Raw genomic sequence first — 24,738 nt, forward strand, 5'->3', positions numbered from 1 at the left:
GCACCGTGCTCCCGCGCCCCGCGCGCCGCTACAGCCGCAGCGCCAGCACGCCGGCGACGACCGTCAGCGGTGCGACGACGCAGCCGAGCGCCATGTACCGACCCCACGACAGGTGCACGCCCTCGGCGGCGAGCCGCGCGTGCCACAGCAGCGTCGCGAGCGAGGCCCACGGCGTGATGAGGCAGCCGGCGTTCACGCCGATCAACAGCGCGGCGTAGCGCAGGGCCTCGTGGCCGGCTGCCGGCTCGAGCACCAGGTATGCGGGCAGGTTGTCGATCGCGTTCGCGGCCACCCCGCCCGCACCGGCGAGCACCAGGAGCGACCCGGTCCCCGTCCCGCCCGGCAGCGCGTTGACGATCGGGTCGGTGATGCCGGTCGTGTGCAGCGTCTCGACGACGACGAACAGACCCGCCGCGAAGACGAGCGTCGACCACGGCACCCGCGAGGGCTTCAGTTCGGACGGTGCCCGGAAGGCCGCGACCACGACGAGCGCGACGGCAGCGACCACGGCGGCGATCCACACCGTGACCCCGGCGGTCAGGGCGATCACGAGGGCCACCAGGACGATCGAGGCCGCCGTGAAGAACACCCGGTCGGCCGGGGGTCGGACCGTGACGGGCGTGTAGCGGCCGAACAGCTTGCCGCGGAACACGACGAGCAGCACCGCGCACGGGACCACGACGCCGGCGAGTGCGGCCCAGACCATGAGCCCGGCGAACGGGATCGGACCGTCGAGCCCGATCCGGTCGACGGCGAGCAGGTTCGTCAGGTTCGACACGGGCAGCAGCAGCGAAGCGGTGTTCGCGAGCCAGACGGTGGTCAGTGCGAACGGCATCGGGGGCAGGTCGACGCGGCGGGCGAGGGCGATGACGATGGGCGTCAGCAGCACGGCGGTGGTGTCGATCGACAGGAACACGGTGCAGAGCACGGCGAGGACGACGACCGCGCCCCAGAGCCCGATCGTGCGGCCGCCGCCGATGCGCGCCGCGACGTCCGCCAGACGGTCGAAGACCCCGGCGTCAGCGGCGAGCTCGGACACGATCGTCAGTCCGAGCACGAACCCGAGCACGGGCAGGACACGGTCGGCGAGTTCGACCAGGTCGGGGACGGGCAGCAGACCGAGGGCGACGCACACGGCACCGACGACCAACAGGACTGCACCGATGACGGCTTGACGCACTGCGACTCCTTGGTGAGCGGCCGCGATCGGCGGCGCTCCAATGTAGCGACCAGTAGCGTGGAGGCCGACGACGACAGGAGGAATCCGTGCGCAAGTTCTTGTTCAACGGTGCGGTGTGGAGTTCGATCATCAGCGGCTACAGCGTGATCCAGACCACGCGGCAGGGTCCGCGCGACTGGCGGCTCGCCCTGACGTGGGTGGCCTGGTTGTCCACCACGATCGTGGCGATCGGCACGGTGGTGGAGGACGACCGCGCGGTCCGGTCGCGCCAGCCGTGACCTGAACGCTCCATCAGACGGGAGGCCCGGTGCCAGCTGGCACCGGGCCTCCCGTCTGCTCTCGGGGGTGCGGCTACCGCTCGGACGGCGGGATCTTCGCGGTCTGGATCGGACCGGTGAAGAGCGCTCCGCGCTCGTCGTCCTCGCCGAAGAGCGAGCTGTCCCCCTCGGCGGAGCGGCCGCGCGGCCGCGCCGGCACGCCGGGTTCGGCGAGCTGCACCCGCTGGATCGGCAGCGCGTCCGGGTGGGTGCGCTGGATCCAGTCGACCATCTCCTCGCGGACGTAGCAGCGCAGGTCGAACAGGCCGCCGGCGTCCGGAGCCGTCACCAGGATGCGGACGCGCACGAGCCCGCCGACGGCGTCCGTGACCTGCAGGACCTTCGTGCGGCGGTCCCAGATCGTCGAGGTCTCGAGGATGCGGTCGAGCTCCTTGCGCATCTCGGCCGGGCTGACCCGCCAGTCGAGGTCGAACTCCACGGCGCCGAGGAGCTCGCTGCTGGTGCGGGTCCAGTTCTCGAACGGGGTGCTCGTGAAGTAGGTCGAGGGCAGCACGAAGCGTCGGTCGTCCCACAGGTGCACGACGACGTAGGTGAGGGTGATCTCCTCGATGCGACCCCACTGCGTCTCGACCACGACGACGTCGTCGACACGGATCGATCCCGAGAACGCGAGCTGCATGCCGGCGATGACGTTGCCGAGGGTCGACTGCGCGGCCAGGCCCGCGATCACCGAGATGAGTCCGGCTGACGCGAGGACGCTCGCGCCGGCGGCCTCAACCCCCGGGAAGGTCAGCAGGATCGCGCCGACGCCGATGATGACGAGCACCGCGACGGTGACCCGTCGCAGGATCAGGACCTGCGTGCGGACCCGGCGGGCGACGCGGTTGTCGGGGACGTCGACGCGGTAGCGGTGCAGCCCGAGGCTCTCGAGGAAGACCGCGAGCTCGCACGCCAGCCACGTGCCGACGCCGATCGTCGCGACGAGGAACGCATGCGAGACGTGCCCGCGCCACGGGGACGCGTCGCTGTCGGGGACCGAGGTCGCGAACGCGACCCAGAGCGACGCGACGAGCAGCATGGTCCTGGCGGGGTGCTTGGTGCGACGGGAGAGCGCGGCGGCCCAGCGCTCACGGCGTCCGAGCGTGCGGAACACCAGGTGGAGGACGAGGGCGGCCACGGCGGTCGCGAGCAGGGCGAACCCGACCGCGATCAGGAGGCGGAGGAGGATGTCCATCCGACCATGGTGCCGGATCGACGACGTCCGTCGTCCAGGCCGCGGACAAGTCGATGCGCATGTAGCGTGTCGGCCATGACAGCGCAGAACGACACGGGCGTGGACCGTGCGAAGGCGAACGACTTCTCGCACGAGCAGGAGGGCTACCAGCACGGGCTGAAGCCCCGGCAGCTGCAGATGATCGCGATCGGCGGCGCGATCGGTACCGGTCTCTTCCTCGGTGCCGGTGGACGACTGCACACGGCGGGGCCGGCCCTGGCGGTCGTCTACCTGATCGCCGGCGTGTTCGCGTTCTTCATCCTGCGGGCACTGGGCGAGCTGGTGCTGCACCGCCCGTCCTCCGGCTCGTTCATCTCCTACGCACGCGAGTTCTACGGTGAGAAGTTCGCCTACGCAGCCGGGTGGATGTACTTCCTCAACTGGGCGATGACGTCGATCGTGGACACCACCGCGGTGGCGCTCTACCTGCAGTACTGGCGCGCGTTCACGGCCGCGCCGCAGTGGCTTCTCGCGCTCATCGCGCTGGTCGTCGTGCTGGCCGCGAACATGGTCGCGGTCAAGGTGTTCGGTGAACTCGAGTTCTGGTTCGCGATCATCAAGGTCGTCGCCCTGGTGGCGTTCCTGGTCGTCGCCCTGGTCTGGCTGATCTTCGCGTTCCCCGTCGAGACCGGTGGCGAGGCGGTCCGGACGGGCTTCTCGATCTGGCAGGACAACGGCGGTCTGATCCCGAACGGCGTGCTGCCCGCGGTGCTCGTGGTGCAGGGCGTCGTGTTCGCCTACGCCGCGATCGAGCTCGTCGGCACGGCGTCCGGTGAGACCCAGGACACCGAGAAGGTGATCCCCCGCGCGATCAACTCCGTCGTGCTGCGCATCGCCGTGTTCTACGTCGGGTCGGTCGTGCTGCTGTCGCTCCTGCTGCCGTACACGTCGTACAAGGAGGGTGAGAGCCCCTTCGTGACGTTCTTCTCGTCGCTCGGCAACCCGCAGGTCGGTGTCGTCGTCGGGTCGATCATGAACTTCGTCGTCCTCACCGCCGCGCTGTCCTCGCTCAACGCCGGGCTGTACTCGACCGGCCGCGCACTGCACTCGATGGGCATGAACGGGTCCGCACCGAAGTGGACCACGAAGATGACCAAGGGCGGTGTGCCGTTCGCCGGCATCCTGCTCACCGCGGCCTTCACGGTCGCCGGCGTCGCCCTGAACTACTTCGTCCCCAGCCAGGCGTTCGAGATCGCACTGAACATCGCGAGCCTCGGCATCATCACCGCCTGGGGCACGATCATCCTGTGCCAGATGCGCCTGCGGCAGTGGGCGAAGCAGGGCCTGGCGAAGGAGCCGTCGTTCAAGCTCCCCGGCGCCCCGGTGACCTCGTGGTTGACGCTGGCGTTCCTGGTCTCGGTGCTCGTGCTGATGGCGATCGACTGGCCCGTCGGCACGCTGACCATCGCGTCCCTCGTCATCATCATCCCGCTGCTGGTCGTCGGCTGGTTCCTGCAGCGCGACCGGATCCTCCGCATCGCCCAGCTGCGCGAGGGCGTCACCGGCCCCTACCCGGTCACCGGTCGTGACCCGGCGAACCAGGTCCGCCGCGACGCCACGGACAAGGAGTGACGCTGTCCGCGCAGCGCGACCCGCGTCCGAGCGACGCGGAGCGCTCCGGCGTCCCCCAGTACGATCAGCGGGTGCCGGACCGCTCTGCTTCCCCCACGCTCGACCTCCAACTGACCTGGCGTGGCGCCTTCGGCCGCGTGCGGGTGTTCGCCGACCGGGTGCACGCCGAGACGAGCTACGAGCGCGACGCGCTGCAGCCGGTGCCCATGGACGCACTGCGGGGCTGGCGCATCCAGCCGTGCGACTTCGACGCGGTGTGCGTGGAGTTCCTCACGCCGGACGACACGTGGCGGGTCCTGCTCGACACGTCCGACGAGCAGGTCGCGGCGCTGGCGTTGCGCCGGGTCCTGGGGCAGCCGGTGCCCGCCGACTCCTGAGGCCTGGCAACGACCCCTGCGTCGCGCGTCACGCGGTGTACTGCATCACCCGGAACGATGCGCCCTGCGGGTCGACGACGTCGGCTGCGCGGGTCGCCGGTCCCTCCCACGTCGCGAGCACACGTCCTCCGAGCGTCGTGACCCGGGTTGCCGTGTCGTCGCGGTCCTCGACCCCGAAGGTCACGTACCAGTCGTCCGGCCCCTCGTCGACCCGGGCGAGCGCCGCGACGACGTCGGCGAACTCCGCCGGCGCGCCGGCCTGCCGTTCGCGGATCTGCGGGTCGGACGTCGCCGCGAGGTGATCGCCGTACCCGGGGAGCAGGAGCATCGCGCTCGGGCCCTCCTGCACCGACGACCGCTCCCAGCCGAAGAGCCGTGCGTAGAACGACAGCGCCGCATCGGGGTCGGTCGAGCGCAGGTCGCTGAGGACCCAGCCGCCGGGAGCGTTGATGTACTGCGCCCCGAGGCGGTCGCGCGCCTGCCAGAGCGCGAACGTCGCACCGCGCGGGTCGACGCACTCCGCGCCCCGGCCGGCAGCCCCTCCCGGACCGGCGTCCATCGGTGCCGTCGCCGTCCCGCCGAGGTCGACGACACGAGCTGCGGTGACGTCGACGTCGTCGACCGCGATGGTGGTCCCCCATGCGGCCGGATCGTCGCTCGAGCCGATCGCGCCGACGTCGTGGCCGTCGACGCTGGCGATCCGGTAGGACCCGGGCGCCGACGGCGGAAGCCGCTCCTCGAACCGCCAGCCGAACAACCCGCCGTAGAAGTCGGCTGCGGCGTCCGGGTCGGGGAACCGACCCTCGATCCAGCTCGGGACGCCCTGCGGGTACCTGCGTGGTGTCGCGTCGGTCATCGTGGCCTCCGATCGGGTCCGGTTGATGCGCTCCGGTCTACTCCGCCCCGAAGCCGTGCGACCGCCCGATCGCCGGAGCCCACGTCACGACCCGATCGGTCAGTCGTCGGTGTCGACCGTGTTCGTCACGACGTCACCGGAACCGGCGTCGATCCGGATGCTGTGCTTGGTGCCCGCGGAATCGCGGACGTCGCCCTCCCACACCACGGTGCCGGTGTGGTCGTCGAGCCCGAGCTCGGTGACGGTGCCAGCGACGGTGTCGGTGAGCCGACCCGCGGCGTCCTCGACGTCGAGCTCCGCGGCGGCGACGAACCGACGGTGCTCAGCGTCGTCGTCGGCGTCGGTGTCGTCAGCGCGCGGTGTCCCCTCGGCACGGGTGCCGGCCGCGTCGGTGTGGACCTCGTGCTCCGCCCCGTCGTCCGTCACGACGAGGACCTCCCACGCCGAACCGTTGCGCTCCTGCTCGACCGAGATCACGGTGCCGGACCCGACGGCCTTGCGGGCGGTGGCACCGGCGGCGACGAGCGCCTCGTTCGAGTCGGACGCGGTCCGGGCGCCAGCACCGGTGGACGGCCCGGTCCGCGCGGACGAGTCGCTCCCGGATGACGAACCGACACCGGCGGTGTCCGTGTCGTCGGAGTCGGCGCAGCCGGTGACGGCGAGGGCTCCGGCGAGCAGGACTGCTGCGGAGAGGGCGATGCGGCGGGTACGGGGCATGTCGGTGATGGTCATGCGGTGAGCCTGCCGACCGGGTGCTGAAGCAGACCTGAAGCGAGCTGGCCGGACGGTGGACGCCGAGGGCCCGACTCTGCACGGCTCCGGTGCCGAGTGCGTCCGGCGCCGCCTGCACCCGGAGGTCAGTCGCTGCGCGGGAGCCGGACGACGAACCGTGCGCCGCCGCCAGGGGCGTCCTCGACGCGCACGCTCCCGCCGTGCGCCCGGACCGCGTCCCGCACGATCGCGAGCCCGAGTCCCGATCCGCCCTCGTCGCGGCTGCGGGCCTCGTCCAGCCGGACGAACCGGTCGAAGACCCGCTCGCGCTCCGCCGGCGCGATCCCGCTCCCGTCGTCGTCGACGACGACCTCGGCTGTGTCGCCCACGGTGCGCACCCCGACGGCGACCCGACCATCCGCGTGCCGGACGGCGTTGTCCACGAGGTTCCGGACCACCCGTCCGAGCAGCCGCTCGTCGCCGAGGACCCGCGCGGGTCCGATCCCCGAACCGTCCACCGCGACGAGACCCGCCGACCGCACGCGCGCGACCTCCGCCAGGGCGAGGTCGTCGAGGTCCACCGGGCGTCCCTCCACTGCTCGGCGCTCGTCGAGCCGCGAGAGCTCGAGCAGCCCGTCGACGAGCGCGGCGAGACGGTCGTTCTCAGCCGACACGACGTCGGCGAGCTCGACGAGGTCGACGCGGTCGGGGTGCGCCCTGGCGACTGCGGCGTGCTGCCGGACCGAGGCGATCGGGGAGCGCAGCTCGTGCGATGCGTCCGACACGAAGCGCCGCTGCGCCGCCGCCGAGCGGTCCAGCCGCTCGAGCATGTCGTTCATCGTGGCGGCCAGCCGGGCGACCTCGTCCTCCGTCCCCGGAACGGCGACCCTGGCTCCGCGGGACGCTCCCCCGACTTCCGCGACCTGCCGCCGGATCCGCTCGACGGGGCGGAGTGAGCGCCCCACGACGACCCAGGTGCCGACACCCATGAGCAGGACGAGGACGGGCACCCCGACGCCGAGCAGCGTCACCACGGTGGTGGTCGCCGTGTCGGCCGCGTCGAGCGAGGCACCGAAGACGACGGTCGCCTCGGTGCCGTCCGGCAGGTCGACGTCGTCGGCGACGAGCAACCACCGGTCGCCGTCGTCCGACCACCGCGACTCGTCGGCCGTCGGCAGCGCGGGCGGGTCGGCGTCGTCCCCGTGCGCCAGGACGCGGCCGCCACGGCCAACGACCTGCACCAGGACCTCGTCGTAGCCGTCGACGGCACGCGCGCCGTCAGCCTCGACCCGGGCCGTGGCCTGCTCGAGACCGCTCTCGGCGGTGCTCCGGACGCCGTCGAGCAGCACCAGGCGGAGCACGGTGACGAACACCACGGAGCCCACGACCAGCGCCGCCAGCACCAGCAGCACCGCCGCGAGAGTGGTCCTGGCGCGGACGCTCCGCGGCCACGACGGCGCAGCGCGCTGCGCACCCTCAGGCATCGGCCACTGCCAACCGGTACCCGGCGCCGCGCACCGTCTCGATCGTGGCCCGCCCGAACGGCCGGTCGACCTTGCGGCGCAGGTGCCCGACGTACACCTCGACGATGTTCGGGTCCCCGTCGAAGTCGACGTCCCACACGTTGTCGATCACCTGCCGCTTCGAACAGACCTGCCCGGCTCGTCGCACCAAGAACTCGAGGACCGCGAACTCCCGGCTGGTCAGGTCGAGCGCGACGTCACCGCGGTGAACGGTCCGGGCAGCGGGGTCCAGCACGAGGTCGCCGACGGTCAGGACGCTCGGACGCTCCCGCGCGCCGCGCCGCACCAGGGCACGGAGCCGTGCGACGAGCACCGGGTGGGAGAACGGCTTGGTGACGTAGTCGTCGGCCCCGGCGTCGAGTGCCTCGACCTGGTCCCACTCCCCGTCCTTGGCGGTGAGCATGAGCACCGGGGTCCAGTCCTGGTCGGCGCGGAGCTGCGCGCAGACAGCCCATCCGCTGAGCCCCGGCATCATCAGGTCGAGGACGATCGCGTCGTAGTCGAACTCCCGCGCGTGCCACAGCCCGTCGACGCCGTCGTGTGCCACGTCCACGGCCCAGCCCTCGGCCTCGAGACCCCGTCGGACGCCGTCCGCCAGCCGGACCTCGTCATCGACCACCAGGACACGCATGGAGGGCAGTCTGTCGTGCGGCGCTGAAGCGCCGCTGAAGTGGCGGCGCACGCCGCATCGGACGGGAGGCCCGTGGCGGCGCCGCCACGGGCCTCCCGTCCGTCACTCGGTCGCGTCGAGCGCCGGTCAGACCAGCAGCAGGATCCCCGCGATCACCGAGGCGAGGGTGATCGCCATCGCGACGAGCAGCAGGACCAGGTGCACGCGGTAGAACGTGGTCGGGCGGCCGGATGCGTCACGGGCCCGGGTGTCCTTCGCGACCCGCTGGAAGAAGCGCGGCCAGGCGACCACGTTGAAGAGGGCACCGATGAACAGGACGACTGCGGCGAAGACGAGCACCGGATGATCCTACCGAGCGGGGCTGGAGCGGCCGGTGCCCGTGCACAGCGATCGGCAGCGCACAGCGATCGGCAGCGCACTGCACACGGCCAGCGGCGGCGCTCGGCCGCCCCCAACGCGGCCGAGTCCCACCGGCGATCACCACACGGATGTAGCAATTGCTACAGACACTACACGGTGGTCGAGACGTCGTCGAGCCACCCGTTCGGGTCACCGTCGCGCTCCCCACCGTGGCGCGCGCCGGCCACGACACGGAGCCGCGCCGGCCCCGACCAAGCCCGGACGAGCGCACGACTCGTCGCCAGTGGGACGGTGCGGTCGGCGGCGCTGTGCACGACGAGGAGCGGCATCGTCGCGCCGGTGACGACCGGCGGCCGGACCCGCAGCGGCACGGGCTGGCCTGCGAGTCGAGCCAGCCCGGGCACCGCGAGCAGCGCGAGCACCCCGTGGCCGAGGGCACGACCGAGCCGGCCACCGCCGACGCCGTGCGCGATGGTTTGGACCCAGTCGGTGAGCGGCCCCGTGAGCACCACCGCCCGGACCGCGACCGGCAGCGGGCCCGCGCGGTCGAGCACGCGGAGCCAGAGGAGCGCGCCGAAGGACCAGCCGAACAGGACGACCTCCTGCGCGCCCGACGCGGCGGCGAAGCGGAGCCAGGCGAGGGCCTCGTCGGTCTCACGCTCCCCGAACCCGTGGCGACGGGCCGGCCACCGTGCCGAGTGCGCTGCGAACAGACAGGTCAGGCCGTGCTCGGCCAGGGCGGGGGCGATCTCCTGGTGCCGGAGCGGATGCGAGCCGAGGCCGGGCAGTGCCACCGCCCACCGGGTGCCGGCACCGACGGCGGGGGTCACCCAGCCGGGCAGGTCCTGGCCGGCGGCGTCGGGGACCGCGACCCGCCGGAGCATCGGCGCCGGCTCGGTCGCCGGGGCCGGGTACAGCGCCGCCGCACGTCGGGCGACGAACGCCAGGGTCGCGACCGCCGTGGCGGCGAGGCCGACCGTGATGCCCAGTGCTGTCGCGGCACCGCGCCGTGTCCTACGTGACATCGAGCGCGGCCTCGGCGTGGGCGAGCACGGCGCGTTCGCGGTCGCTCAGGGACGCCCGGGTGCTGCGGACCCCGTCGTTGATCTCGACGATGAGCCGGCTGAGTCGCGTTGCCGGGTCGTCGGTGGCCGGGTACTCGTTGTCGCTGCCGAGCCGGGCGTGCAGGGGTGCCAGGGTCGCGATGGCGCGCTCGACGTGCCGCGATCGGCGGGCCTGGGCGACCCGGTGGCCGATGACCAGGAGCAGCATGCCGGTCGCGACGAAGACCACCGCGCCGGGAGTCAGGACGTCGTACGGCAGCGAGAGCGTTCGGAGGAGGGACAGGTCCCCCAGCACGTGGGCCAGGTCCATCACCACGACGACGACCATGCGGACGACACCGAACGCCCCGCCGACGACGAGCACCCACAGCCCGACGAGGTCCGTCCGGACGCGGGCTTCGCGCAGGTGCAGGACGCAGATGACCCCGGTGGCGCCGAGCGCGACACCGAGGTAGACGGTCTGCGCGATCGAGTACACCGCCGCGGACGGGTGGTCGCCGGCGTCGAGCATGAACGTCGTCGTGGTCGGGGGCTTGTCGAGCACGGCGAACGCAGTGACGATCACGACACCGACGACCGCACAGGACACGATGATCGCGTTGCGCAGCCAGGGGCCCGCAGCGCCGACGGCCTTGGCCACGCCCCACAGCAGCGTGCTCGTCCCGGCGATCATCAGGCAGTCGCTGACCACGGTCACGACGTTGAACCCGCCGAACAGCGGGTCGAGCCACCGGTACAGCGGGTCGACGTTCGTGACGATCGTGGCGCAGAACAGCAGGAACGTGACGGCGAGGGTGCGGTCCTGGCCGCGCTGCAGGACGAAGAGCACGACGGCGCCGGCGACGAGCAGGACGGCCTGGACGACGGCCAGGATCACCGGAGCGTTCCCGTCACCGTGGCGTCGAGCCAGGTCCGCACCCGCGGCTGTCCGGTCATCCGAACACGCCGCGGAAGGCGCTGGGCCGACCGCGGTGGTCGCGGATCAACGCCGCGAGCTCGTCGGCGAACAGCTCGGCCTCGCGCTCGAACTCGTTCTCGAACAGCCCCCGGGCCATCGCGCGCTCAACCTTGTACTCGGGCAGGTCCGGGATGACGTCGCGGATGTACGCCGACTGCGCCGAGGCCTCGTGGTGGGCGTGCAGCACGTGGCCGAGCTCGTGTCCGATGACGAACGAGCGGAACGTCGTGGACGGGGTCGGCGAGATCATGATGAGGTGCTGGTGTTCGAGCGTGGCGACGAAGCCGCAGACCGGCTCGGCAGCGAGGAACGCCTCTTCGCGGACGACGATCGGCTTGCCGACGACCTGCGCCGCGGCGGCGACGGCCTGGTCGACGCTCGACCACCCTTCGGCGCGGCCCCGTTCCCAGAAGCGCGCGACATGGCCGGTCACGGCACGATCCCCCGCTGCGACTCTTCCTCGATCACGGAGGCGATCCGCCGCAGGGCCTCGGGCGACAGCTCGCCGGGGAACGTCCGTGCCGCGAAGCCGCTGACCCGGGCCGACCGGAGCGAGCGGACGAGGGCGAGCTGGGCGCCGATGCGCTCGGGGACGTCACTGTCCTCGAGCAGGAAGCGCTCGTCGACCTCGAAGAACCCGGCCAGCAGCTGCAACAGGGCGGTGTCCCGGTTGCGGCGTCCGTCGCCGGAGAGCATGTACGTCCACTTGGCCCGCGAGAGCGACCCGCCGCGGGCGTCGATGTACTCCTCGATCGCGGAGAACGGCACCGGGGTCCCGCGCTGGGACTCCTCGAAGTCGAGCAGCAGGTTGAGACGGCGAGCGAGCTCTGCGGCGTCGAGGGCACCACCCTTGGGTTCCCGTGTCATCATGCTTCCCCCCCCGGACCGCCTCGGGGACACCGCCTGTGCAGACGCAACCCCTCGGATACACGGGAACCCCCGCCGGAGCGAGGGTTCCTTGTTCGTGGTGCACCCCCTCGGACTTGAACCGAGAACCCACTGATTAAGAGTCAGTTGCTCTGCCAATTGAGCTAGAGGTGCATGCCCGTGTTGCCTGGGCTTCGTTGTGGTGTGTGCCGCAACGGGAATCAACAATAGCATGGGTTTCGCGTGCCCGAGAACACCTGCGGGCACCGACCGAACAGGAGCACCATGACCGACCGCCTCACCCCCGGCGACACCGCACCCGACTTCACGCTGCAGGACCAGGACGGCGCCGAACACACCCTCGGAGCGCTGCGCGGGCGCAAGGTCATCGTGTACTTCTACCCCGCGGCGTCGACCCCGGGCTGCACCACCGAGGCGTGCGACTTCCGCGACAACATGTCGTCGCTGCAGGCCGCCGGCTACGAGGTCCTGGGCGTGTCCAAGGACGAGCTCCCCGCCCTCAAGCGGTTCCAGCACGAACAGGCGCTGACCTTCCCGCTGCTGAGCGACCCGGACCTGGCCGTGCACCGGGCGTACGCAGCCTGGGGCGAGAAGAACAACTACGGCAAGGTCGTCACGGGCACCATCCGCTCGACGATCGTCGTCGACGAGGACGGCCGCGTCGAGCTCCCGCTCTACAACGTCAAGGCGACGGGGCACGTCGCGAGTCTGCGGAAGAAGCTCGGCCTGGTCTGAGCGGTGTCGTCTACTCCACGCGACGGGCCAGCGCGGCCGTCACCGACTTCGACAGCACCAACGTGATCGCGACCAGGGCGGGCAGCAGCAGTGCCCACCCGACCGACGGCACGCGGAAGACGCCCTGGAACGCGCCGATCGCGAGCGCCCCCTGCAGGACCTGCCACACGATGATGCCGCTGCGCACCCAGGGGCGGCGGCGCCAGAGCCCGACGAGCATCGAGCCGAGCCAGAGCGCAGCGATCGCCGTCAGGACCGTGAGCGCGATGCCGGAGGCCAGGCTCGAGGCGGGCGAGACCACCACCTCGACCAGCAGGACCACCGTCGCCACCACCAGGGCCGCGAACTCCAGCGCGACGACCGCGAGCAGCACGAGCATCGCCCGGGAGCGGGGCTCGCGACGCGGCTCGACGGGGTCGTACGAGTTCGAGGTGGGCTCAGACACAGTGTTCCTCCAGCATTGCAACCCTTGATTTGGCCATATCAGTATGGAACGATGTCCGAGGTCGTTTGGACGGCACGATGTGGTGTGCGTCTCCCGTGGTTCGATGCTCCTCCCCCGAGCATCTGCGGGCGTCGGACTCTCCCCGCACGGTTTCCTCCCCACAGGATCCTCCCGTACGTCACATGAGCATGTGCAGAGTCCTCGAGCCCCGAACCACGGCCCCGGCCTGCCGTTCGAGCATCGACATCAAGGAGCACCACCACATGGACTGGCGTGACAAGGCAGCGTGCCTCACCGCGGACCCCGAGCTCTTCTTCCCCGTCGGGAACACCGGGCCGGCTGTTGACCAGATCGAGAAGGCCAAGTCGGTGTGCGCACGGTGCACCGTCACCGAGATGTGTCTGCAGTACGCCCTCGAGAACAACCAGGACTCCGGCGTCTGGGGCGGCCTCAGTGAAGACGAGCGTCGTGCCCTGAAGCGCCGCGCCGCTCGCGCGCGTCGCGCATCCTGACACCGCAGCACTGACCGACCAGCACTGACCCTCGACGCCCGTCGCGCCCCTCGGGGCACGGCGGGCGTCGTCGTGCCCGGAGCGGCGACCGTCTGGAGGCCCGGTGCCGGCCCGCCGGACACGCACCGGGCCTCCAGGTGGTCAGCTCCGTACCGCACCGCGGGACGGACACGACACCGCACATCGGCGCGGTGTCCTGTCCGGCTCCCGGTGCGCTGTCGGTCCGCACCATGACGGGGCCTACGCTGCCGCGGTCTCCCACCGGAACGGGATGGAGATCGTGACCTCGGTCCCGCTGCCGGTCAGCGTGTGCCAGTCGATCGTGCCGCCGAGCTCGCCCTGGATGAGCGTCCGGACGATCTGCGTGCCCAGGCCGGAGCCGACCTTGCCCTCCGGCAGGCCCACGCCGTTGTCGCGCACCTGGATCGACAGGTGGTCGTCCGACCGGTGGGCGACAATCTCGACCTCGCCGTCGCGCCCGTCCAGGCCGTGCTCCACCGCGTTCGTCACGAGTTCGGTGAGCCCGAGCGCGAGCGGCGTGGCAGCCTCGGAGGGCAGCACCCCGAACTCCCCCGTCTTCTTCGGGTGCACCGTGGTGTTGTGCGACGCCGCGACCTCGGTCACGAGCTTGAGCACCGAGTCGAAGACCTCGTCGAAGTCGACGTTCTGGCTGAGCCCGGTCGACAGGGTGTCGTGCACGACGGCGATCGCCGCCACACGACGCATGGCGTTCTGCAGCGACGTCCGCGCCTCGTCGGAGTGCGTGCGCCGCGCCTGGATGCGCAGCAGCGACGCCACGGTCTGCAGGTTGTTCTTGACGCGGTGGTGGATCTCGCGGATCGTCGCGTCCTTCGTGATGAGCTCACGCTCCTGGTGCCGCATCTCGGTGACGTCGCGGCAGAGCACCACGGCGCCGATCCGCTCACCGTGGTCACGCAGCGGGATCGAGCGGAGCGTGACGGTGACGCCCTTCGACTCGATGTCCGCCCGCCACGGGGCACGTCCGGTGACCACGAGCGGCAGGGACTCGTCGACGTCGAGCTGCTGCCCGAGGAGCTCGGTGGTGACCTCGGCCAGGGACTTCCGCTCGAGCTCTTCCTCGAAGCCCATCCGGTTGAACGCGCTGAGGCCGTTCGGGCTGGCGAACGTCACGATGCCGTTCGTGTCGAGTCGGATCAGACCGTCGCTTGCTCGTGGGGCGCCTCGGCGCGGACCGGCCGGTGCCCCGAGGTCCGGGAAGTCCCCCGTGGCGATCATCCCGAACAGGTCGTTCGCGCTCGCGGTGAAGTTGAGCTCCTGCCGGCTGGGGGTGCGGGACTCGTCCTGGTTCGAGTGCCGGGTGACGACGGCGATCGGACGGTCGGTCGTCTGCTTGCTCTTCGGGCTGAGCCGACGCAGCACCGGGATCGCCCGCACGCGGGTCGGGGTGTCCTCGTACCAGTCGGGCTCCGCCGAGTCCGTCACGCGCGAGCTGCCGAAGCTCTCGGTCACCTGGTCGCGCCACTCCTCGCGGATCTCCTGCCCGACGATGTCGCGGTAGAAGAGCGTCGCAGCGGACGACGGCCGCGCGTGGGCGACAGCGACGAACGACCCGTCCTCGGCGGTGGGGACCCAGAGCACCATGTCCGCGAACGACAGGTCGGCGAGCAGTTGCCAGTCCCCGACGAGGAGGTGGAGCCACTCCACGTCCGCTTCGGAGGACCGGCCTTGTGCGAGGACGAGATCACTGAGTGTCGACACCGGATCAGTCTAGGTGCGGCGGCCTGTGGAGAAATGACCTCCATCCACAGGTGAACACCTGGTGAAATCCGAATGTTGCATTCACCATACGCTCGGTCTCCGATGGAAGGGGCCGGGGTGGCGCGGGAAGCACAGCGGATCGATGACGACGCAGAGGGCGAAGCGTGTGGAGTGGGGGCACCGGGGGCGCCGGGGGTACCGAGGCTCCCGGACGACGCGGTCGTGGGCGGGGGCGGCGACCTGGTCGAGCCCCTCGAGCCGGACGGGCAGGTCGGGCCGGTCGGGCCGGTCGAACCGGTCGGGCCGGTCGGACTGGTCGGGCCGGTCGTCGGTCGACCGGGCGATCCGGCTCCCCGCACCCTCGATGACCCGGCCGTCACCGCGAAGGCGCTCGCCCTCTGCGTCGCGGAGATCCTCAGCGGAGCCCGCGAGGTCGACAGCATCGCGCGCTGGATCACCGAGGACGTCCACCGACACCTCCAGCAGCGTGCCGCCTACGCCGCGCGTGCACGGTCGGCGACGCGCCACCGCGGCCGACGCGCGTCCATCCGGGTCGGCAGCGCCGTCGTCAGCCTCCCGGTCGACGGCGTGGCCGAGGTGAGCGTCGTGGTGCACACACGGTCACACGCCCGCGCCGTGGCGATCCGGCTCGAGGTCCGCGCCGGGCGCTGGCGAGCCACCGCGATCGGCATGCTCTGACGACGCTCTGCCGGATGGTCCGGAGCGTGCGCGGACACGTCCGACGCGACCGTCTGGAGGCCCGGTGCCGGTCCGCCGGGCGGGCACCGGGCCTCCAGAGCGGCCGGATGCGGCGGCGGCCAGGAGACGACCGGGATCGACGGACGACCACCGGGCAGACGGACGTCGGGCCCGGTACCTGACGGCACCGGGCCCGACGTGGTCGGTCGTGTGGACGGGTCAGCCCTTCTTGGCTGCCTGTCGACGGTCGGCGCGGTTGTTCGCCGTGGACGTCGCCTGGCCGGTGGCGGTCGCCGCCGAGCCGAACGCGGAGCCCTTCTCGGGCATCGCGGCCGCTTCTTCCTCGGCCTGGGCGCGCTGTGCGAGAGCGGTGGCGGCCTGCTCGAGACGACCGCGCTCGTCGCGGACCTCGACCTCGCCGTCGATCGACGGCGCGGAGTACTCGAGACCCGGGGTCTCCTCTTCGGAGAGGCCCTTCGCCTCGATGACTGCGTTCTCGCCGTCGGACTGCACCTGGACCTCGAGGTTGAACAGGAACCCGACTGACTCCTCGCGGATCTGGCCCATCATGCTCTGGAACAGGGCGTAGCCCTCGCGCTGGTACTCGACCAGCGGGTCGCGCTGCGCCATCGCACGCAGGCCGATGCCGTCCTTGAGGTAGTCCATCTCGTACAGGTGATCGCGCCAGCGGCGGTCGACCACGGAGAGGACCACGCGGCGCTCGAGCTCCCGCATCGCTTCCTCGCCGAGGCTCTCCTCGCGCTGCGAGTAGGCGAGCTGAGCGTCCGAGAGGATCTCGCGGCCGAGGAACTCCCGCGTCGCCTTGCCCTTCGAGCCGGCTTCGGTGATGACCTCGTCGATGGTGATCGAGATCGGGTACAGCGTGCCCAGCTCGGTCCACATCGCGTCGAGGTCCCAGTCGTCCGGCGAGCCCTCGCCGGTGTGGGTGTCGATCACGTCGTCGACCACGCTCTTCAGGAACGACTGCGTGCGCTCGTGCAGGTCGTCGCCCTCGAGGATGTGACGGCGGTCGCTGTAGATCGCTTCGCGCTGGCGGTTCAGGACGTCGTCGTACTTCAGGACGTTCTTGCGGATCTCGGCGTTGCGGCCCTCGACCTGGGACTGTGCGGAGCGGATCGCCCGGCCGACGAGCTTGTTCTCGATGGCCAGGTCGTCCGGCACGTTCGACCGGCCCATGAGGCTCTCGGCGGCACCGGAGTTGAACAGGCGCATCAGGTCGTCGGTGAGCGACAGGTAGAACCGGCTCTCGCCCGGGTCACCCTGACGGCCGGAACGACCGCGCAGCTGGTTGTCGATGCGGCGGGACTCGTGGCGCTCGGTGCCGAGGACGTAGAGCCCGCCGGCGTCGCGGACCTTGTCGCCCTCTTCCTCGACGATGGCCTTCTGGCTTGCGAACACCTCGTCCCAGGCGGCTTCGTACTCGTCCGGGGTCTCGGTCGGCGACAGGCCCTTCGCGTGCATCTCCTGCACCGCGAGGAACTCCGCGTTGCCGCCGAGCATGATGTCGGTACCACGACCGGCCATGTTGGTGGCGACGGTGACCGCGCCGAGGCGACCGGCCTGGGCCACGATCGCGGCTTCACGCGCGTGGTTCTTCGCGTTGAGGACCTCGTGCTTGACGCCCTTCTTGGCGAGCAGCTTGGAGAGGTACTCGGACTTCTCGACGCTGGTGGTGCCGACGAGGACGGGCTGGCCCTTCTCGTGGCGCTCCTCGATGTCGTTGGCGACCTGCTCGAACTTCGCCTGCTCGTTCTTGTAGACGAGGTCGGTCTGGTCGCGGCGCTGCATCGGACGGTTCGTCGGGATCGCGACCACGCCGAGCTTGTACGTCGACATGAACTCGGCCGCTTCGGTCTCGGCGGTACCGGTCATGCCCGAGAGCTTCTGGTAGAGCCGGAAGTAGTTCTGCAGGGTCACGGTGGCGAGGGTCTGGTTCTCCGCCTTGACCTCGACGCCCTCCTTCGCCTCGATGGCCTGGTGGATGCCCTCGTTGTAGCGGCGGCCCATGAGGATGCGGCCCGTGTGCTCGTCGACGATGAGGACCTCGCCGTTCATCACGACGTAGTCCTTGTCGCGCTTGAACAGGGCGTCGGCCTTGATGGCGTTGTTGAGGAACGAGATCAGCGGCGTGTTGGCCGACTCGTAGAGGTTGTCGATGCCGAGGTAGTCCTCGACCTTCTCGATGCCGGGCTCGAGCACGCCGACGGTGCGCTTCTTCTCGTCGACCTCGAAGTCCTCGCCGGCGGTGAGCCGACCGGCGATCGACGCGAACTCGGTGAACCACCTGTTCGCTTCCCCCGAGGACGGTCCGGAGATGATGAGCGGCGTGCGGGCCTCGTCGATGAGGATCGAGTCGACCTCGTCGACGATCGCGAAGAAGTGGCCGCGCTGGACCATGTCGGCCGCCTGCCACGCCATGTTGTCGCGGAGGTAGTCGAAGCCGAACTCGTTGTTCGTGCCGTAGGTGATGTCGGCGGCGTACTGCTCGCGACGCTCGGGCGGCGACTGGTTGGACACGATGCAGCCCGTGGTCATGCCGAGTGCGCGGAACACGCGGCCCATGAGTTCGGACTGGTACGACGCCAGGAAGTCGTTGACGGTGATGACGTGCACGCCGCGGGACGGGATCGCGTTGAGGTAGGCGGCCGTCGTGGCGACGAGGGTCTTGCCCTCACCGGTCTTCATCTCGGCGATGTTGCCGAGGTGCAGTGCGGCGCCACCCATGAGCTGCACGTCGAAGTGCCGCATGCCCAGGGTGCGCTTGGAGGCCTCGCGCACGGCGGCGAAGGCCTCGGGCAGGAGGTCGTCGAGGGTCTCGCCGTTGGCGTACCGCTCGCGGAGCTCCTTGGTCTCGTCCTGGAGCTCCTCGTCGGTGAGGCTCGCGAAGTCGTCCTCGAGGTCGTTGATGGCCGAGGCGTACGCCTTCAGCCGACGGAGGGTGCGCCCTTCACCGATGCGGAGGACCTTCTCCAGCACGTTTGCCACGTGAACTCCTTACGGGGTCGTCGCGCGCGGGTGGCGCGCCGATCAGCCAGTCATGCTAGCAACCCGCGGGGGCGGACTGCTGGGAGCAGCGATGTGCGCGGCCCGTCGTCGGACCGCGCACACCGTGTCGATCGGGGTCAGCGCCTAGGCGATCGCGCTGGCGGCTTCCTGCGGCGTGCCCTGGGCCGCGGCGGCGGCGGACGCATCGGCCGTGTCGGTGCCGTCGAGTCCGATGACGCCGTAGTCCCAGCCCTTGCGCCGGTAGACGACGCTCGGTCGACGGGTCTCGGCGTCGACGAACAGGTAGAAGTCGTGTCCGACGAGCTCCATGTAGTAGAGCGCGTCGTCGACGGTCATCGGGGCGGCCTCGAACACCTTCTCGCGGATGACGACCGGCGAGTAGACCTCGTCCGCTTCCTCGCGCGCCTCTTCGTCGACGACGCTGATCGACCCCGTCGCGACGTCCTCGATGAGCTTGCCGTCGGCCGGCACCACGTCCATCCCGTCGAACGCCGACCCGGCGGCCTCGGCCACCGACGTCGGACGGTGACGCCCGCGGTGCACCTTCTTGCGGTCGCGCGCCCGACGCAAGCGCTCAGACATCCGTGCGAGGGCGAGGTCGAACGCCGCGTACTTGTCCGACGCCGCGGACTCGGCGCGGACGAGCGGTCCGGGGCCGATCAGCGTCAGCTCGACGCGGTCCTCGCCCTGACTGCTGCCACTCTTCTCGTGGTGGCGGCTGATGCGCACCTCGAAGGCGAGGGCGCGGTCGGCGAGCACGTCGATCTTGTCGGACTTCTGCTCGACGTAGGTCCGGAATCGGTCGGTGATCCCGACGTTCCGGCCTGTGATCGTCACGTCCATGGCGGCTCCCATCCGTACTTCGGCGCGTCGCCTCCATCCGGCGACCAACAACGCCTTGACGGGACACGCTAGACCCGCGGCGCGGCCCGCGTCACGCCATCGCGACACTGCGGCCGGACACCCACCGGATGCACAGTGGACACCGGGCGTCCACCCGGGCGACACGCACCGCTCGACCCTCGCGAGTCGCGAGTCGCGAGTCGCGAGTCGCGCACAGCGGTCGCGGCCTCACGACTCGACGCTCGCGGTCGCGACGCACCGCACCACCCGCCCGCCCGCGGCCCGGACCGCACGGACGGCCTCGGCCATGGTGACCCCGGTCGTCACGACGTCGTCGACGAGCACGACGTCGCGGCCCTGCACCCCGACCGCCCGGAGCGTGCCGACGGTGGCGTCGACCCGCTCGAGCGCGGTGCGCTCCTTCTGCCCGCCGGCACCGACCGCTCGACGGCCGCGAACCCGTCGCAGCCGGCCCGTGCCGCGCACCCCACCGCGGCCGAGCAGCAGCACGACGGGGTCGAACCCCCGGCGCCGACGCCCGCGGGGCGACGGCGGCACCCGGAGCACGCGGGTGCCCGGTGGCGCCGCGGCGAGCGCCTGCCGCACCAGGGCGGCGGTGGGCCGTCCGAGTGGGGTGGCGACGTCGACCCGACCGCGCAGCTTCAGTTCGAGCAGCAGCGTGCGCACGAGTCCCTCGTACTCGAAGGCGGCGTCGAGACGCGCCCCGGCGACGAGACGGACGCGACCGGGACGCGCGGCGAGGTCCGCGCGGCACCGCGGGCAGAGCGCGTGGTCCGGTGCCGCACAGCCCAGACAGCTGACGGGTAGGAACAGGCCGACCACGGCGGCCACGGCTGCCCACCAGGAGCGGGTGTCGGACGGGGGCGGTGTCGATGTCATGCACCGAGCCTCCCGTCCGCACCGTCGTCGGGTGGCCCGCCCGACGCAACCGTGGACGGCGGAACCGTCTGCCCGTGCTGTGGAGGAAGGGTTGCTCGTCAGCGCTGGATGCCGAGCACCGACGCCGTGACGCCGGTCCGGTCCCAGCCGCCGCCGGCGGACTGCAGGACCTGCCCGTCGGACATCAGCAGCAGCAGCGCTCCCCCGCTGCCGCCCGCGATCGCCTTCGCGGTGCCGTCCGGTTTCTGCAGGGTGGTCGCCTGGCCGCCGATCGTGGACCGGACGATGCTCGGCCCGCTCGGGCCCTGGCCGAGCGACGCCACGTCGAGGTCGCTCACCCAGGTCGCCCCGACGGCGGTCCCCGTCGCGGCCTGCAGCCGCACCGGGGCGCCGAGTGCCGTCGGGGTGCGGTCCGAGTCACGCACGATCGCCATCACGTAGAGGGCGGGCCCGCCGTCGGTGTCGATCAGCGCGAGGGCCCTGGTCGAGTCGCGCGACACCTGGAAGGACACGAGTTCGCCGTCGGGCAGCGTCGAGGTCACCTGGTGCTGGTCGCCGCGGAAGCCCCACGCCGTGATGGTGCGCGGGTTCGACGACTGCGCGGTCCAGACGAAGCCCTGGTCGTCGACGGACGGCGGGATGAGGTCCTGGCTGTCCGTGAGGCGCACGGGCTTCTTCCCGCTCTGCACGACGAAGACCCCGGCGTCGGTGCCCACCGCGACGTCGGTCCCCGACGCGGTGATCGCGACGGACTCGGGGGACAGCGCTGCGACGGCGTCGCCCACCCCGCTGGCCAGCTTCGCCACGTCCCCCGTGCCGGGTGCCGCGTAGCCGACGGCCTTCCCGTCCACGACGAGGGGCCGGGGGTCGACGTCGGGGTTGACGACCGCGCTGGTGCCGCTCGAGTCCGGGACCGCGAACGTGGTGCCCTCGGCGGTGATCTGGACCGACGACACGGTGGCCACGGAGGACAGCGACCGGGCCAGCTGTTCGCGCATCCGCACGCGGTCGACGGTGGTCGCTCGGAGTGCGTCCTGGGAGAGGTCGACCTGCGCGCTGCCGTTGTCGACGGTCACGGCGTTCAGGGAGAGCTGGGTGCCCTCGGGGAACGAGGAGAGCACGGCACCCTTCATCCAGTCGGCGGGACCGGCGAGCAGGGCGCTGACGATCCGGGTGCTCGTCGACGACCGGGCCAGGAACCAGCGTTCGTCGGGCACCAGGTACCGGTACGTCGGGTCGTAGAAGTACAGGGCGTGGGCCTGGAACACCTGTCCGAAGCTGACCGGGGTGAGGATGATGCCGTCCGGCGCGTAGCTGATCCGCCACTGGCCGTCCTGCCTGGTGAACTGGAAGGTCAGCGTCGACGAGGTGGGGCGGACGGCCTGGGTGTACTCGCCGTCTCCGTCGACCGTCGCGCTCGCCGTCAGCGTGTAGGTCAGCTCGCGGTCCCCGACCTGTTCGACGTCGCCGTCGCCCTGCCGGATCGTGGTGCTCTGCCGCGGGTTCCACTTCTGGGCGAACGAGTCACTGAGGAACTCGCGGGCGACGGCGTAGTTGTCCTGCGCGCCCGTGGCGGCGTTCACGAACCCGCGCAGGATCGCGCTCTGGCTCGAGCCGTCCTCGGGGGCACTCGGGCGGTAGTCCACGCCGGACACCGACTCGTCCTTGAGGCTCTGCCCGGTGCGGACCGGGCCGCCGGTGGGGATCGCGGCGCAGGCCGACACCGCGACGAGCGTCACGGCGGCGAGCACGACGGCGAGCACGCGGCGGGTGCGGGAGGCGGTGCGGGTCATCGGGAGGAGTCCTCTCGTGGGCCGTCGTACGGCTCGTCGAGTTCGGGCAGCCGGATCGCGGACGTGGCCGTCGGCTCCTGCCCCTGCCGCGGCACGGTCAGCACGAACGCCGACCCTTCGCCGGGCCGGGACCAGACGTCGATGCGGCCGCCGTGGAGCTTGGCGTCGCCCAGGCTGATCGCGAGGCCGAGCCCGGTGCCGCCGATGGTGCGCTTGCGGCTGGGGTCGGCCCGCCAGAACCGGTCGAACACGCGGGTGGTGTCCTCCGGGGGCATCCCGACGCCGTGGTCGCGCACGGCGATCGCCACGGTCCTGGCGTCGCTGTCGACGACGACGTGCACGGGCTTGGCGTCGCCGTGCTCGATCGCGTTGCCGACCAGGTTGCGGAGGATGCGGCGGATGCGGCGGGCGTCGAGTCGCATCGTCGTGTGGCCGCCCGGTGTCGCCAGGCGCAGCTCCACGCCGGCCCGTTCGGCGAGCGGACGGAACTCGTCGACGATGTCGGTGGTCAGCGCGGCCGGGACGACGAGCTCGGTCTCGAGCTCGACCGCCTGGGCGTCGTAGCGCGAGATCTCCAGCAGGTCCGACAGCAGCAGCTCGAAGCGCTCGATCTGGTCGTGCATGAGCTCGGCGGACCGGCTGATCGCCGGCTCGAAGGCGTGGCGCGCGTCGTAGAGCACGTCGCCGGCGAGCCGGATCGTGGTGAGGGGGGTGCGGAGCTCGTGCGAGACGTCGGACACGAACCGCTGCTGGACGCGGGAGAGCTCGGCGAGCTGGGTGATCTGTCGGCTGACCGCGTCCGCCATGCCGTTGAAGCTGCGCGCCAGGGTCGCGACGTCGTCCTGCCCGCGCACCGGGATGCGCTCGTCCAGACGCCCGGCCGCGATCTTGCGGCTCGTCTCGGCGGCGCCGCGGATGGGCACGACCACCAGCCGCACGACGAGCGACGTGACCAAGGCGATGAGCACGATGAGCGCCACACCGCCGATCGACAGTGTCTGGGAGACGAAGTCGAGGGTCTGCTGCGCGTCCGACAGGTCGTAGACCAGGTACAGCTCGTACTGGCCGGCGCTCGGCACCTGCAGCGTCGAGCCGACGACGATGCCGGGTTCCCGTCGGCCGCCGTCATCCAGGCGGACGGCCTGCAGGTGCAGTCGGCCGGTGTTCTTGCCCACTTCTCTCCGGAGCGCGTCGGTGATGACGGCGTCCGGGAACTCCTGGCTCGCCCGGTTCTGCAGCGTCTGCGGTGTGGACTGGTCCGGGGACCGCTCGATGGCGATGCTCGTCCCGCCCGGGCTGGTCGTGTTCGACAGGATGGCGCGCTGCGCCTCGTTCTGCAGCGTCTCGAGTTCGGACTGGTTGTTGTCCTCGGCCGCGGTGGCGGCGTCGAAGATCCCTTGCGCGACGTTCGTGGCCCGTGCGGACTCGGCCTCGATCTGATCACGCCGCTGTGCGTAGACGTTGCTCGAGATGCTCAGCATGACCGCGGTGCCGATGACGGCAACCGCGAGCCCGGTCGTGGCGACGGTGATCGCCACGGACCGGACCATCAGGGAGCGCCGCCACAGGAACGCGAACCCGCGCCACCCCCGTCTGGCCCAGTGTCGGAGTCGTCGGCGCACGCGCCCCAGGCCCGACGAGCCCGAGGTCGTCGGCGGCACGGGACTCAGGCTCCCCCGGCGCGGTAGCCGACGCCGCGGACGGTGGTCACGATGCGCGGGGCGTCCGGGTCGTGCTCGATCTTCGCGCGGAGGCGCTGGACGTGCACGTTCACCAGTCGGGTGTCCGCCTTGTAGTGGTAGCCCCAGACCTGTTCGAGCAGCATCTCGCGCGTGAAGACCTGGTTGGGCTTCTCGGCGAGGGCACGCAGCAGGTCGAACTCGAGCGGGGTGAGCGCGATGACGGCGTCGCCGCGGCGGACCTCGTGCCCGGGGACGTCGACGGTGAGGTCCCCCACGTGCAGCACGGTGGCGTCCGAGGCCGCCGGACGCAGCCGGGTGCGGATGCGGGCGACGAGCTCCTTCGGGTTGAAGGGCTTCACGACGTAGTCGTCGGCGCCGTTCTCGAGCCCGGCGACGACGTCGGACGTGTCGCCCCTGGCGGTGAGCATGATGATCGGCGTCCCGCTCTCGGCACGGATGCGGCGGCAGACCTCGATGCCGTCGATGCCGGGCAGCATCACGTCGAGCAGGACCAGGTCGGGCTTGGTCGCGTGGAAGGCGTCGACCGCGTCGTTGCCGTCGGCGCTGAACTCCGGCTCGTAGCCCTCGGAACGGAGGACGATGCCGATCATCTCGGCGAGGGCCTGGTCGTCGTCGACGACGAGGATGCGCGGTGTCATGTGATGAGGACTCTTCGGTGGCATGCGGACGT

25 protein-coding genes and 1 tRNA gene are annotated in these 24,738 nt (G+C 71.3%); 6 read left to right on the forward strand and 20 right to left on the reverse strand.

Annotated features, from left to right (window positions below; translation table 11 throughout):
• Window positions 1–28: 28 nt before the first annotated feature.
• Window positions 29–1,180 carry an SLC13 family permease gene (locus DEJ13_RS11240; RefSeq protein ID WP_056126272.1) on the reverse strand — a complete coding sequence of 384 codons (1,152 nt, stop codon included), beginning with the start codon at window positions 1,178–1,180 and terminating at the stop codon, window positions 29–31.
• Between the two features lie 86 nt (window positions 1,181–1,266).
• Between DEJ13_RS11240 and DEJ13_RS11245 the strand changes: the two genes are divergently transcribed.
• Window positions 1,267–1,458 carry a hypothetical protein gene (locus tag DEJ13_RS11245; RefSeq protein WP_056126270.1) on the forward strand — a complete coding sequence of 64 codons (192 nt, stop codon included), beginning with the start codon at window positions 1,267–1,269 and terminating at the stop codon, window positions 1,456–1,458.
• Window positions 1,459–1,531: 73 nt separating this feature from the next.
• Here DEJ13_RS11245 and DEJ13_RS11250 read toward each other — a convergent pair whose 3' ends face one another.
• A complete protein-coding gene (locus DEJ13_RS11250; RefSeq protein WP_056126269.1) occupies window positions 1,532–2,692 on the reverse strand; it encodes a mechanosensitive ion channel family protein in 1,161 nt (386 codons plus the stop codon).
• Window positions 2,693–2,767: 75 nt separating this feature from the next.
• On the opposite strand from DEJ13_RS11250, the gene DEJ13_RS11255 reads away from it, so the two are divergent.
• Window positions 2,768–4,303 carry an amino acid permease gene (locus DEJ13_RS11255; protein WP_111106658.1) on the forward strand — a complete coding sequence of 512 codons (1,536 nt, stop codon included), beginning with the start codon at window positions 2,768–2,770 and terminating at the stop codon, window positions 4,301–4,303.
• Between the two features lie 71 nt (window positions 4,304–4,374).
• Window positions 4,375–4,680 (forward strand): hypothetical protein, encoded by a 306-nt coding sequence (locus tag DEJ13_RS11260; protein ID WP_146245221.1) that lies wholly within the window; start codon window positions 4,375–4,377, stop codon window positions 4,678–4,680.
• Between the two features lie 28 nt (window positions 4,681–4,708).
• Here DEJ13_RS11260 and DEJ13_RS11265 read toward each other — a convergent pair whose 3' ends face one another.
• The 10 genes from DEJ13_RS11265 to DEJ13_RS11310 form a co-directional block, all read right to left on the reverse strand.
• Window positions 4,709–5,536 (reverse strand): VOC family protein, encoded by an 828-nt coding sequence (locus DEJ13_RS11265; protein WP_111106656.1) that lies wholly within the window; start codon window positions 5,534–5,536, stop codon window positions 4,709–4,711.
• A 99-nt stretch (window positions 5,537–5,635) separates the two neighbouring features.
• The gene (locus DEJ13_RS11270) at window positions 5,636–6,268 is read right to left on the reverse strand and encodes a PepSY domain-containing protein (protein WP_111106655.1); all 633 of its coding nucleotides are present in this window, start codon (window positions 6,266–6,268) and stop codon (window positions 5,636–5,638) included.
• A gap of 125 nt (window positions 6,269–6,393) precedes the next feature.
• On the reverse strand, window positions 6,394–7,731 hold the full coding sequence (locus DEJ13_RS11275) for a sensor histidine kinase (protein WP_111106654.1): 1,338 nt from the start codon (window positions 7,729–7,731) through the stop codon (window positions 6,394–6,396).
• Entirely contained in the window at window positions 7,724–8,401 is a 678-nt protein-coding gene (locus DEJ13_RS11280; protein WP_111106653.1) for a response regulator transcription factor, read from the reverse strand. The genes DEJ13_RS11275 and DEJ13_RS11280 overlap by 8 nt, the downstream gene beginning before the upstream one ends.
• A gap of 126 nt (window positions 8,402–8,527) precedes the next feature.
• On the reverse strand, window positions 8,528–8,740 hold the full coding sequence (locus DEJ13_RS11285; protein WP_111106652.1) for an SCO4848 family membrane protein: 213 nt from the start codon (window positions 8,738–8,740) through the stop codon (window positions 8,528–8,530).
• Between the two features lie 170 nt (window positions 8,741–8,910).
• Window positions 8,911–9,786 (reverse strand): alpha/beta hydrolase, encoded by an 876-nt coding sequence (locus DEJ13_RS11290; protein ID WP_111106651.1) that lies wholly within the window; start codon window positions 9,784–9,786, stop codon window positions 8,911–8,913.
• Window positions 9,776–10,702 carry a hypothetical protein gene (locus DEJ13_RS11295; protein ID WP_111106650.1) on the reverse strand — a complete coding sequence of 309 codons (927 nt, stop codon included), beginning with the start codon at window positions 10,700–10,702 and terminating at the stop codon, window positions 9,776–9,778. The genes DEJ13_RS11290 and DEJ13_RS11295 overlap by 11 nt, the downstream gene beginning before the upstream one ends.
• A 55-nt stretch (window positions 10,703–10,757) precedes the next feature.
• Window positions 10,758–11,216 (reverse strand): M48 family metalloprotease, encoded by a 459-nt coding sequence (locus tag DEJ13_RS11300; RefSeq protein ID WP_111106649.1) that lies wholly within the window; start codon window positions 11,214–11,216, stop codon window positions 10,758–10,760.
• Window positions 11,213–11,650 carry a hypothetical protein gene (locus DEJ13_RS11305; RefSeq protein ID WP_146245220.1) on the reverse strand — a complete coding sequence of 146 codons (438 nt, stop codon included), beginning with the start codon at window positions 11,648–11,650 and terminating at the stop codon, window positions 11,213–11,215. Before DEJ13_RS11305 ends, DEJ13_RS11300 begins: the two co-directional genes overlap by 4 nt.
• Before the next feature lie 98 nt (window positions 11,651–11,748).
• Window positions 11,749–11,824 (reverse strand) — tRNA-Lys (locus tag DEJ13_RS11310).
• A 111-nt stretch (window positions 11,825–11,935) separates the two neighbouring features.
• Between DEJ13_RS11310 and bcp the strand changes: the two genes are divergently transcribed.
• Window positions 11,936–12,406, forward strand: a complete 471-nt coding sequence (bcp, locus tag DEJ13_RS11315; protein ID WP_111106648.1) for a thioredoxin-dependent thiol peroxidase — start codon at window positions 11,936–11,938, stop codon at window positions 12,404–12,406.
• 10 nt (window positions 12,407–12,416) lie between these two features.
• Here the strand turns inward: bcp and DEJ13_RS11320 are convergent, their stop codons facing one another.
• On the reverse strand, window positions 12,417–12,851 hold the full coding sequence (locus tag DEJ13_RS11320) for a hypothetical protein (RefSeq protein WP_056126242.1): 435 nt from the start codon (window positions 12,849–12,851) through the stop codon (window positions 12,417–12,419).
• A 263-nt stretch (window positions 12,852–13,114) separates the two neighbouring features.
• Between DEJ13_RS11320 and DEJ13_RS11325 the strand changes: the two genes are divergently transcribed.
• Entirely contained in the window at window positions 13,115–13,363 is a 249-nt protein-coding gene (locus tag DEJ13_RS11325) for a WhiB family transcriptional regulator (RefSeq protein WP_017888820.1), read from the forward strand.
• Between the two features lie 240 nt (window positions 13,364–13,603).
• Here the strand turns inward: DEJ13_RS11325 and DEJ13_RS11330 are convergent, their stop codons facing one another.
• Window positions 13,604–15,103 (reverse strand): sensor histidine kinase, encoded by a 1,500-nt coding sequence (locus DEJ13_RS11330; protein ID WP_056126240.1) that lies wholly within the window; start codon window positions 15,101–15,103, stop codon window positions 13,604–13,606.
• Window positions 15,104–15,325: 222 nt separating this feature from the next.
• Here DEJ13_RS11330 and DEJ13_RS11335 point away from each other — a divergent pair, with 222 nt between their 5' ends.
• On the forward strand, window positions 15,326–15,802 hold the full coding sequence (locus tag DEJ13_RS11335; protein ID WP_220037569.1) for an Rv3235 family protein: 477 nt from the start codon (window positions 15,326–15,328) through the stop codon (window positions 15,800–15,802).
• A gap of 219 nt (window positions 15,803–16,021) precedes the next feature.
• On the opposite strand, the gene secA is transcribed toward DEJ13_RS11335, so the two are convergent.
• From secA to mtrA, 6 genes are all read right to left on the reverse strand, one after another.
• Window positions 16,022–18,808 carry a preprotein translocase subunit SecA gene (gene secA, locus DEJ13_RS11340; RefSeq protein WP_056126236.1) on the reverse strand — a complete coding sequence of 929 codons (2,787 nt, stop codon included), beginning with the start codon at window positions 18,806–18,808 and terminating at the stop codon, window positions 16,022–16,024.
• 144 nt (window positions 18,809–18,952) lie between these two features.
• Window positions 18,953–19,672, reverse strand: a complete 720-nt coding sequence (gene hpf, locus DEJ13_RS11345; protein WP_056126234.1) for a ribosome hibernation-promoting factor, HPF/YfiA family — start codon at window positions 19,670–19,672, stop codon at window positions 18,953–18,955.
• A gap of 228 nt (window positions 19,673–19,900) precedes the next feature.
• Window positions 19,901–20,572, reverse strand: coding sequence for a phosphoribosyltransferase family protein (locus tag DEJ13_RS11350; RefSeq protein ID WP_111106647.1), 672 nt, complete (start codon window positions 20,570–20,572; stop codon window positions 19,901–19,903).
• 98 nt (window positions 20,573–20,670) lie between these two features.
• A complete protein-coding gene (locus DEJ13_RS11355; protein WP_111106646.1) occupies window positions 20,671–22,365 on the reverse strand; it encodes an LpqB family beta-propeller domain-containing protein in 1,695 nt (564 codons plus the stop codon).
• A complete protein-coding gene (mtrB, locus tag DEJ13_RS11360; RefSeq protein ID WP_502868696.1) occupies window positions 22,362–24,026 on the reverse strand; it encodes an MtrAB system histidine kinase MtrB in 1,665 nt (554 codons plus the stop codon). The genes DEJ13_RS11355 and mtrB overlap by 4 nt, the downstream gene beginning before the upstream one ends.
• Before the next feature lie 5 nt (window positions 24,027–24,031).
• Complete coding sequence (gene mtrA / locus DEJ13_RS11365) at window positions 24,032–24,706, reverse strand: MtrAB system response regulator MtrA (RefSeq protein ID WP_056126225.1); 675 nt, start codon at window positions 24,704–24,706, stop codon at window positions 24,032–24,034.
• Between the last annotated feature and the right edge of the window lie 32 nt (window positions 24,707–24,738).

This window comes from Curtobacterium sp. MCLR17_007, assembly GCF_003234655.2.
Lineage (GTDB): Bacteria > Actinomycetota > Actinomycetes > Actinomycetales > Microbacteriaceae > Curtobacterium.

Coding starts and splice junctions, on each gene's coding strand:
- DEJ13_RS11250 (WP_056126269.1), bottom strand. CDS start 2,692: ATGGACATCCTCCTCCGCCTCCTGATCGCGGTCGGGTTCGCCCTGCTC.
- DEJ13_RS11255 (WP_111106658.1), top strand. CDS start 2,768: ATGACAGCGCAGAACGACACGGGCGTGGACCGTGCGAAGGCGAACGAC.
- DEJ13_RS11265 (WP_111106656.1), bottom strand. CDS start 5,536: ATGACCGACGCGACACCACGCAGGTACCCGCAGGGCGTCCCGAGCTGG.
- DEJ13_RS11270 (WP_111106655.1), bottom strand. CDS start 6,268: ATGACCATCACCGACATGCCCCGTACCCGCCGCATCGCCCTCTCCGCA.
- DEJ13_RS11275 (WP_111106654.1), bottom strand. CDS start 7,731: ATGCCTGAGGGTGCGCAGCGCGCTGCGCCGTCGTGGCCGCGGAGCGTC.
- DEJ13_RS11280 (WP_111106653.1), bottom strand. CDS start 8,401: ATGCGTGTCCTGGTGGTCGATGACGAGGTCCGGCTGGCGGACGGCGTC.
- DEJ13_RS11290 (WP_111106651.1), bottom strand. CDS start 9,786: ATGTCACGTAGGACACGGCGCGGTGCCGCGACAGCACTGGGCATCACG.
- DEJ13_RS11305 (WP_146245220.1), bottom strand. CDS start 11,650: ATGACACGGGAACCCAAGGGTGGTGCCCTCGACGCCGCAGAGCTCGCT.
- bcp (WP_111106648.1), top strand. CDS start 11,936: ATGACCGACCGCCTCACCCCCGGCGACACCGCACCCGACTTCACGCTG.
- DEJ13_RS11325 (WP_017888820.1), top strand. CDS start 13,115: ATGGACTGGCGTGACAAGGCAGCGTGCCTCACCGCGGACCCCGAGCTC.
- hpf (WP_056126234.1), bottom strand. CDS start 19,672: ATGGACGTGACGATCACAGGCCGGAACGTCGGGATCACCGACCGATTC.
- DEJ13_RS11350 (WP_111106647.1), bottom strand. CDS start 20,572: ATGACATCGACACCGCCCCCGTCCGACACCCGCTCCTGGTGGGCAGCC.
- DEJ13_RS11355 (WP_111106646.1), bottom strand. CDS start 22,365: ATGACCCGCACCGCCTCCCGCACCCGCCGCGTGCTCGCCGTCGTGCTC.
- mtrA (WP_056126225.1), bottom strand. CDS start 24,706: ATGACACCGCGCATCCTCGTCGTCGACGACGACCAGGCCCTCGCCGAG.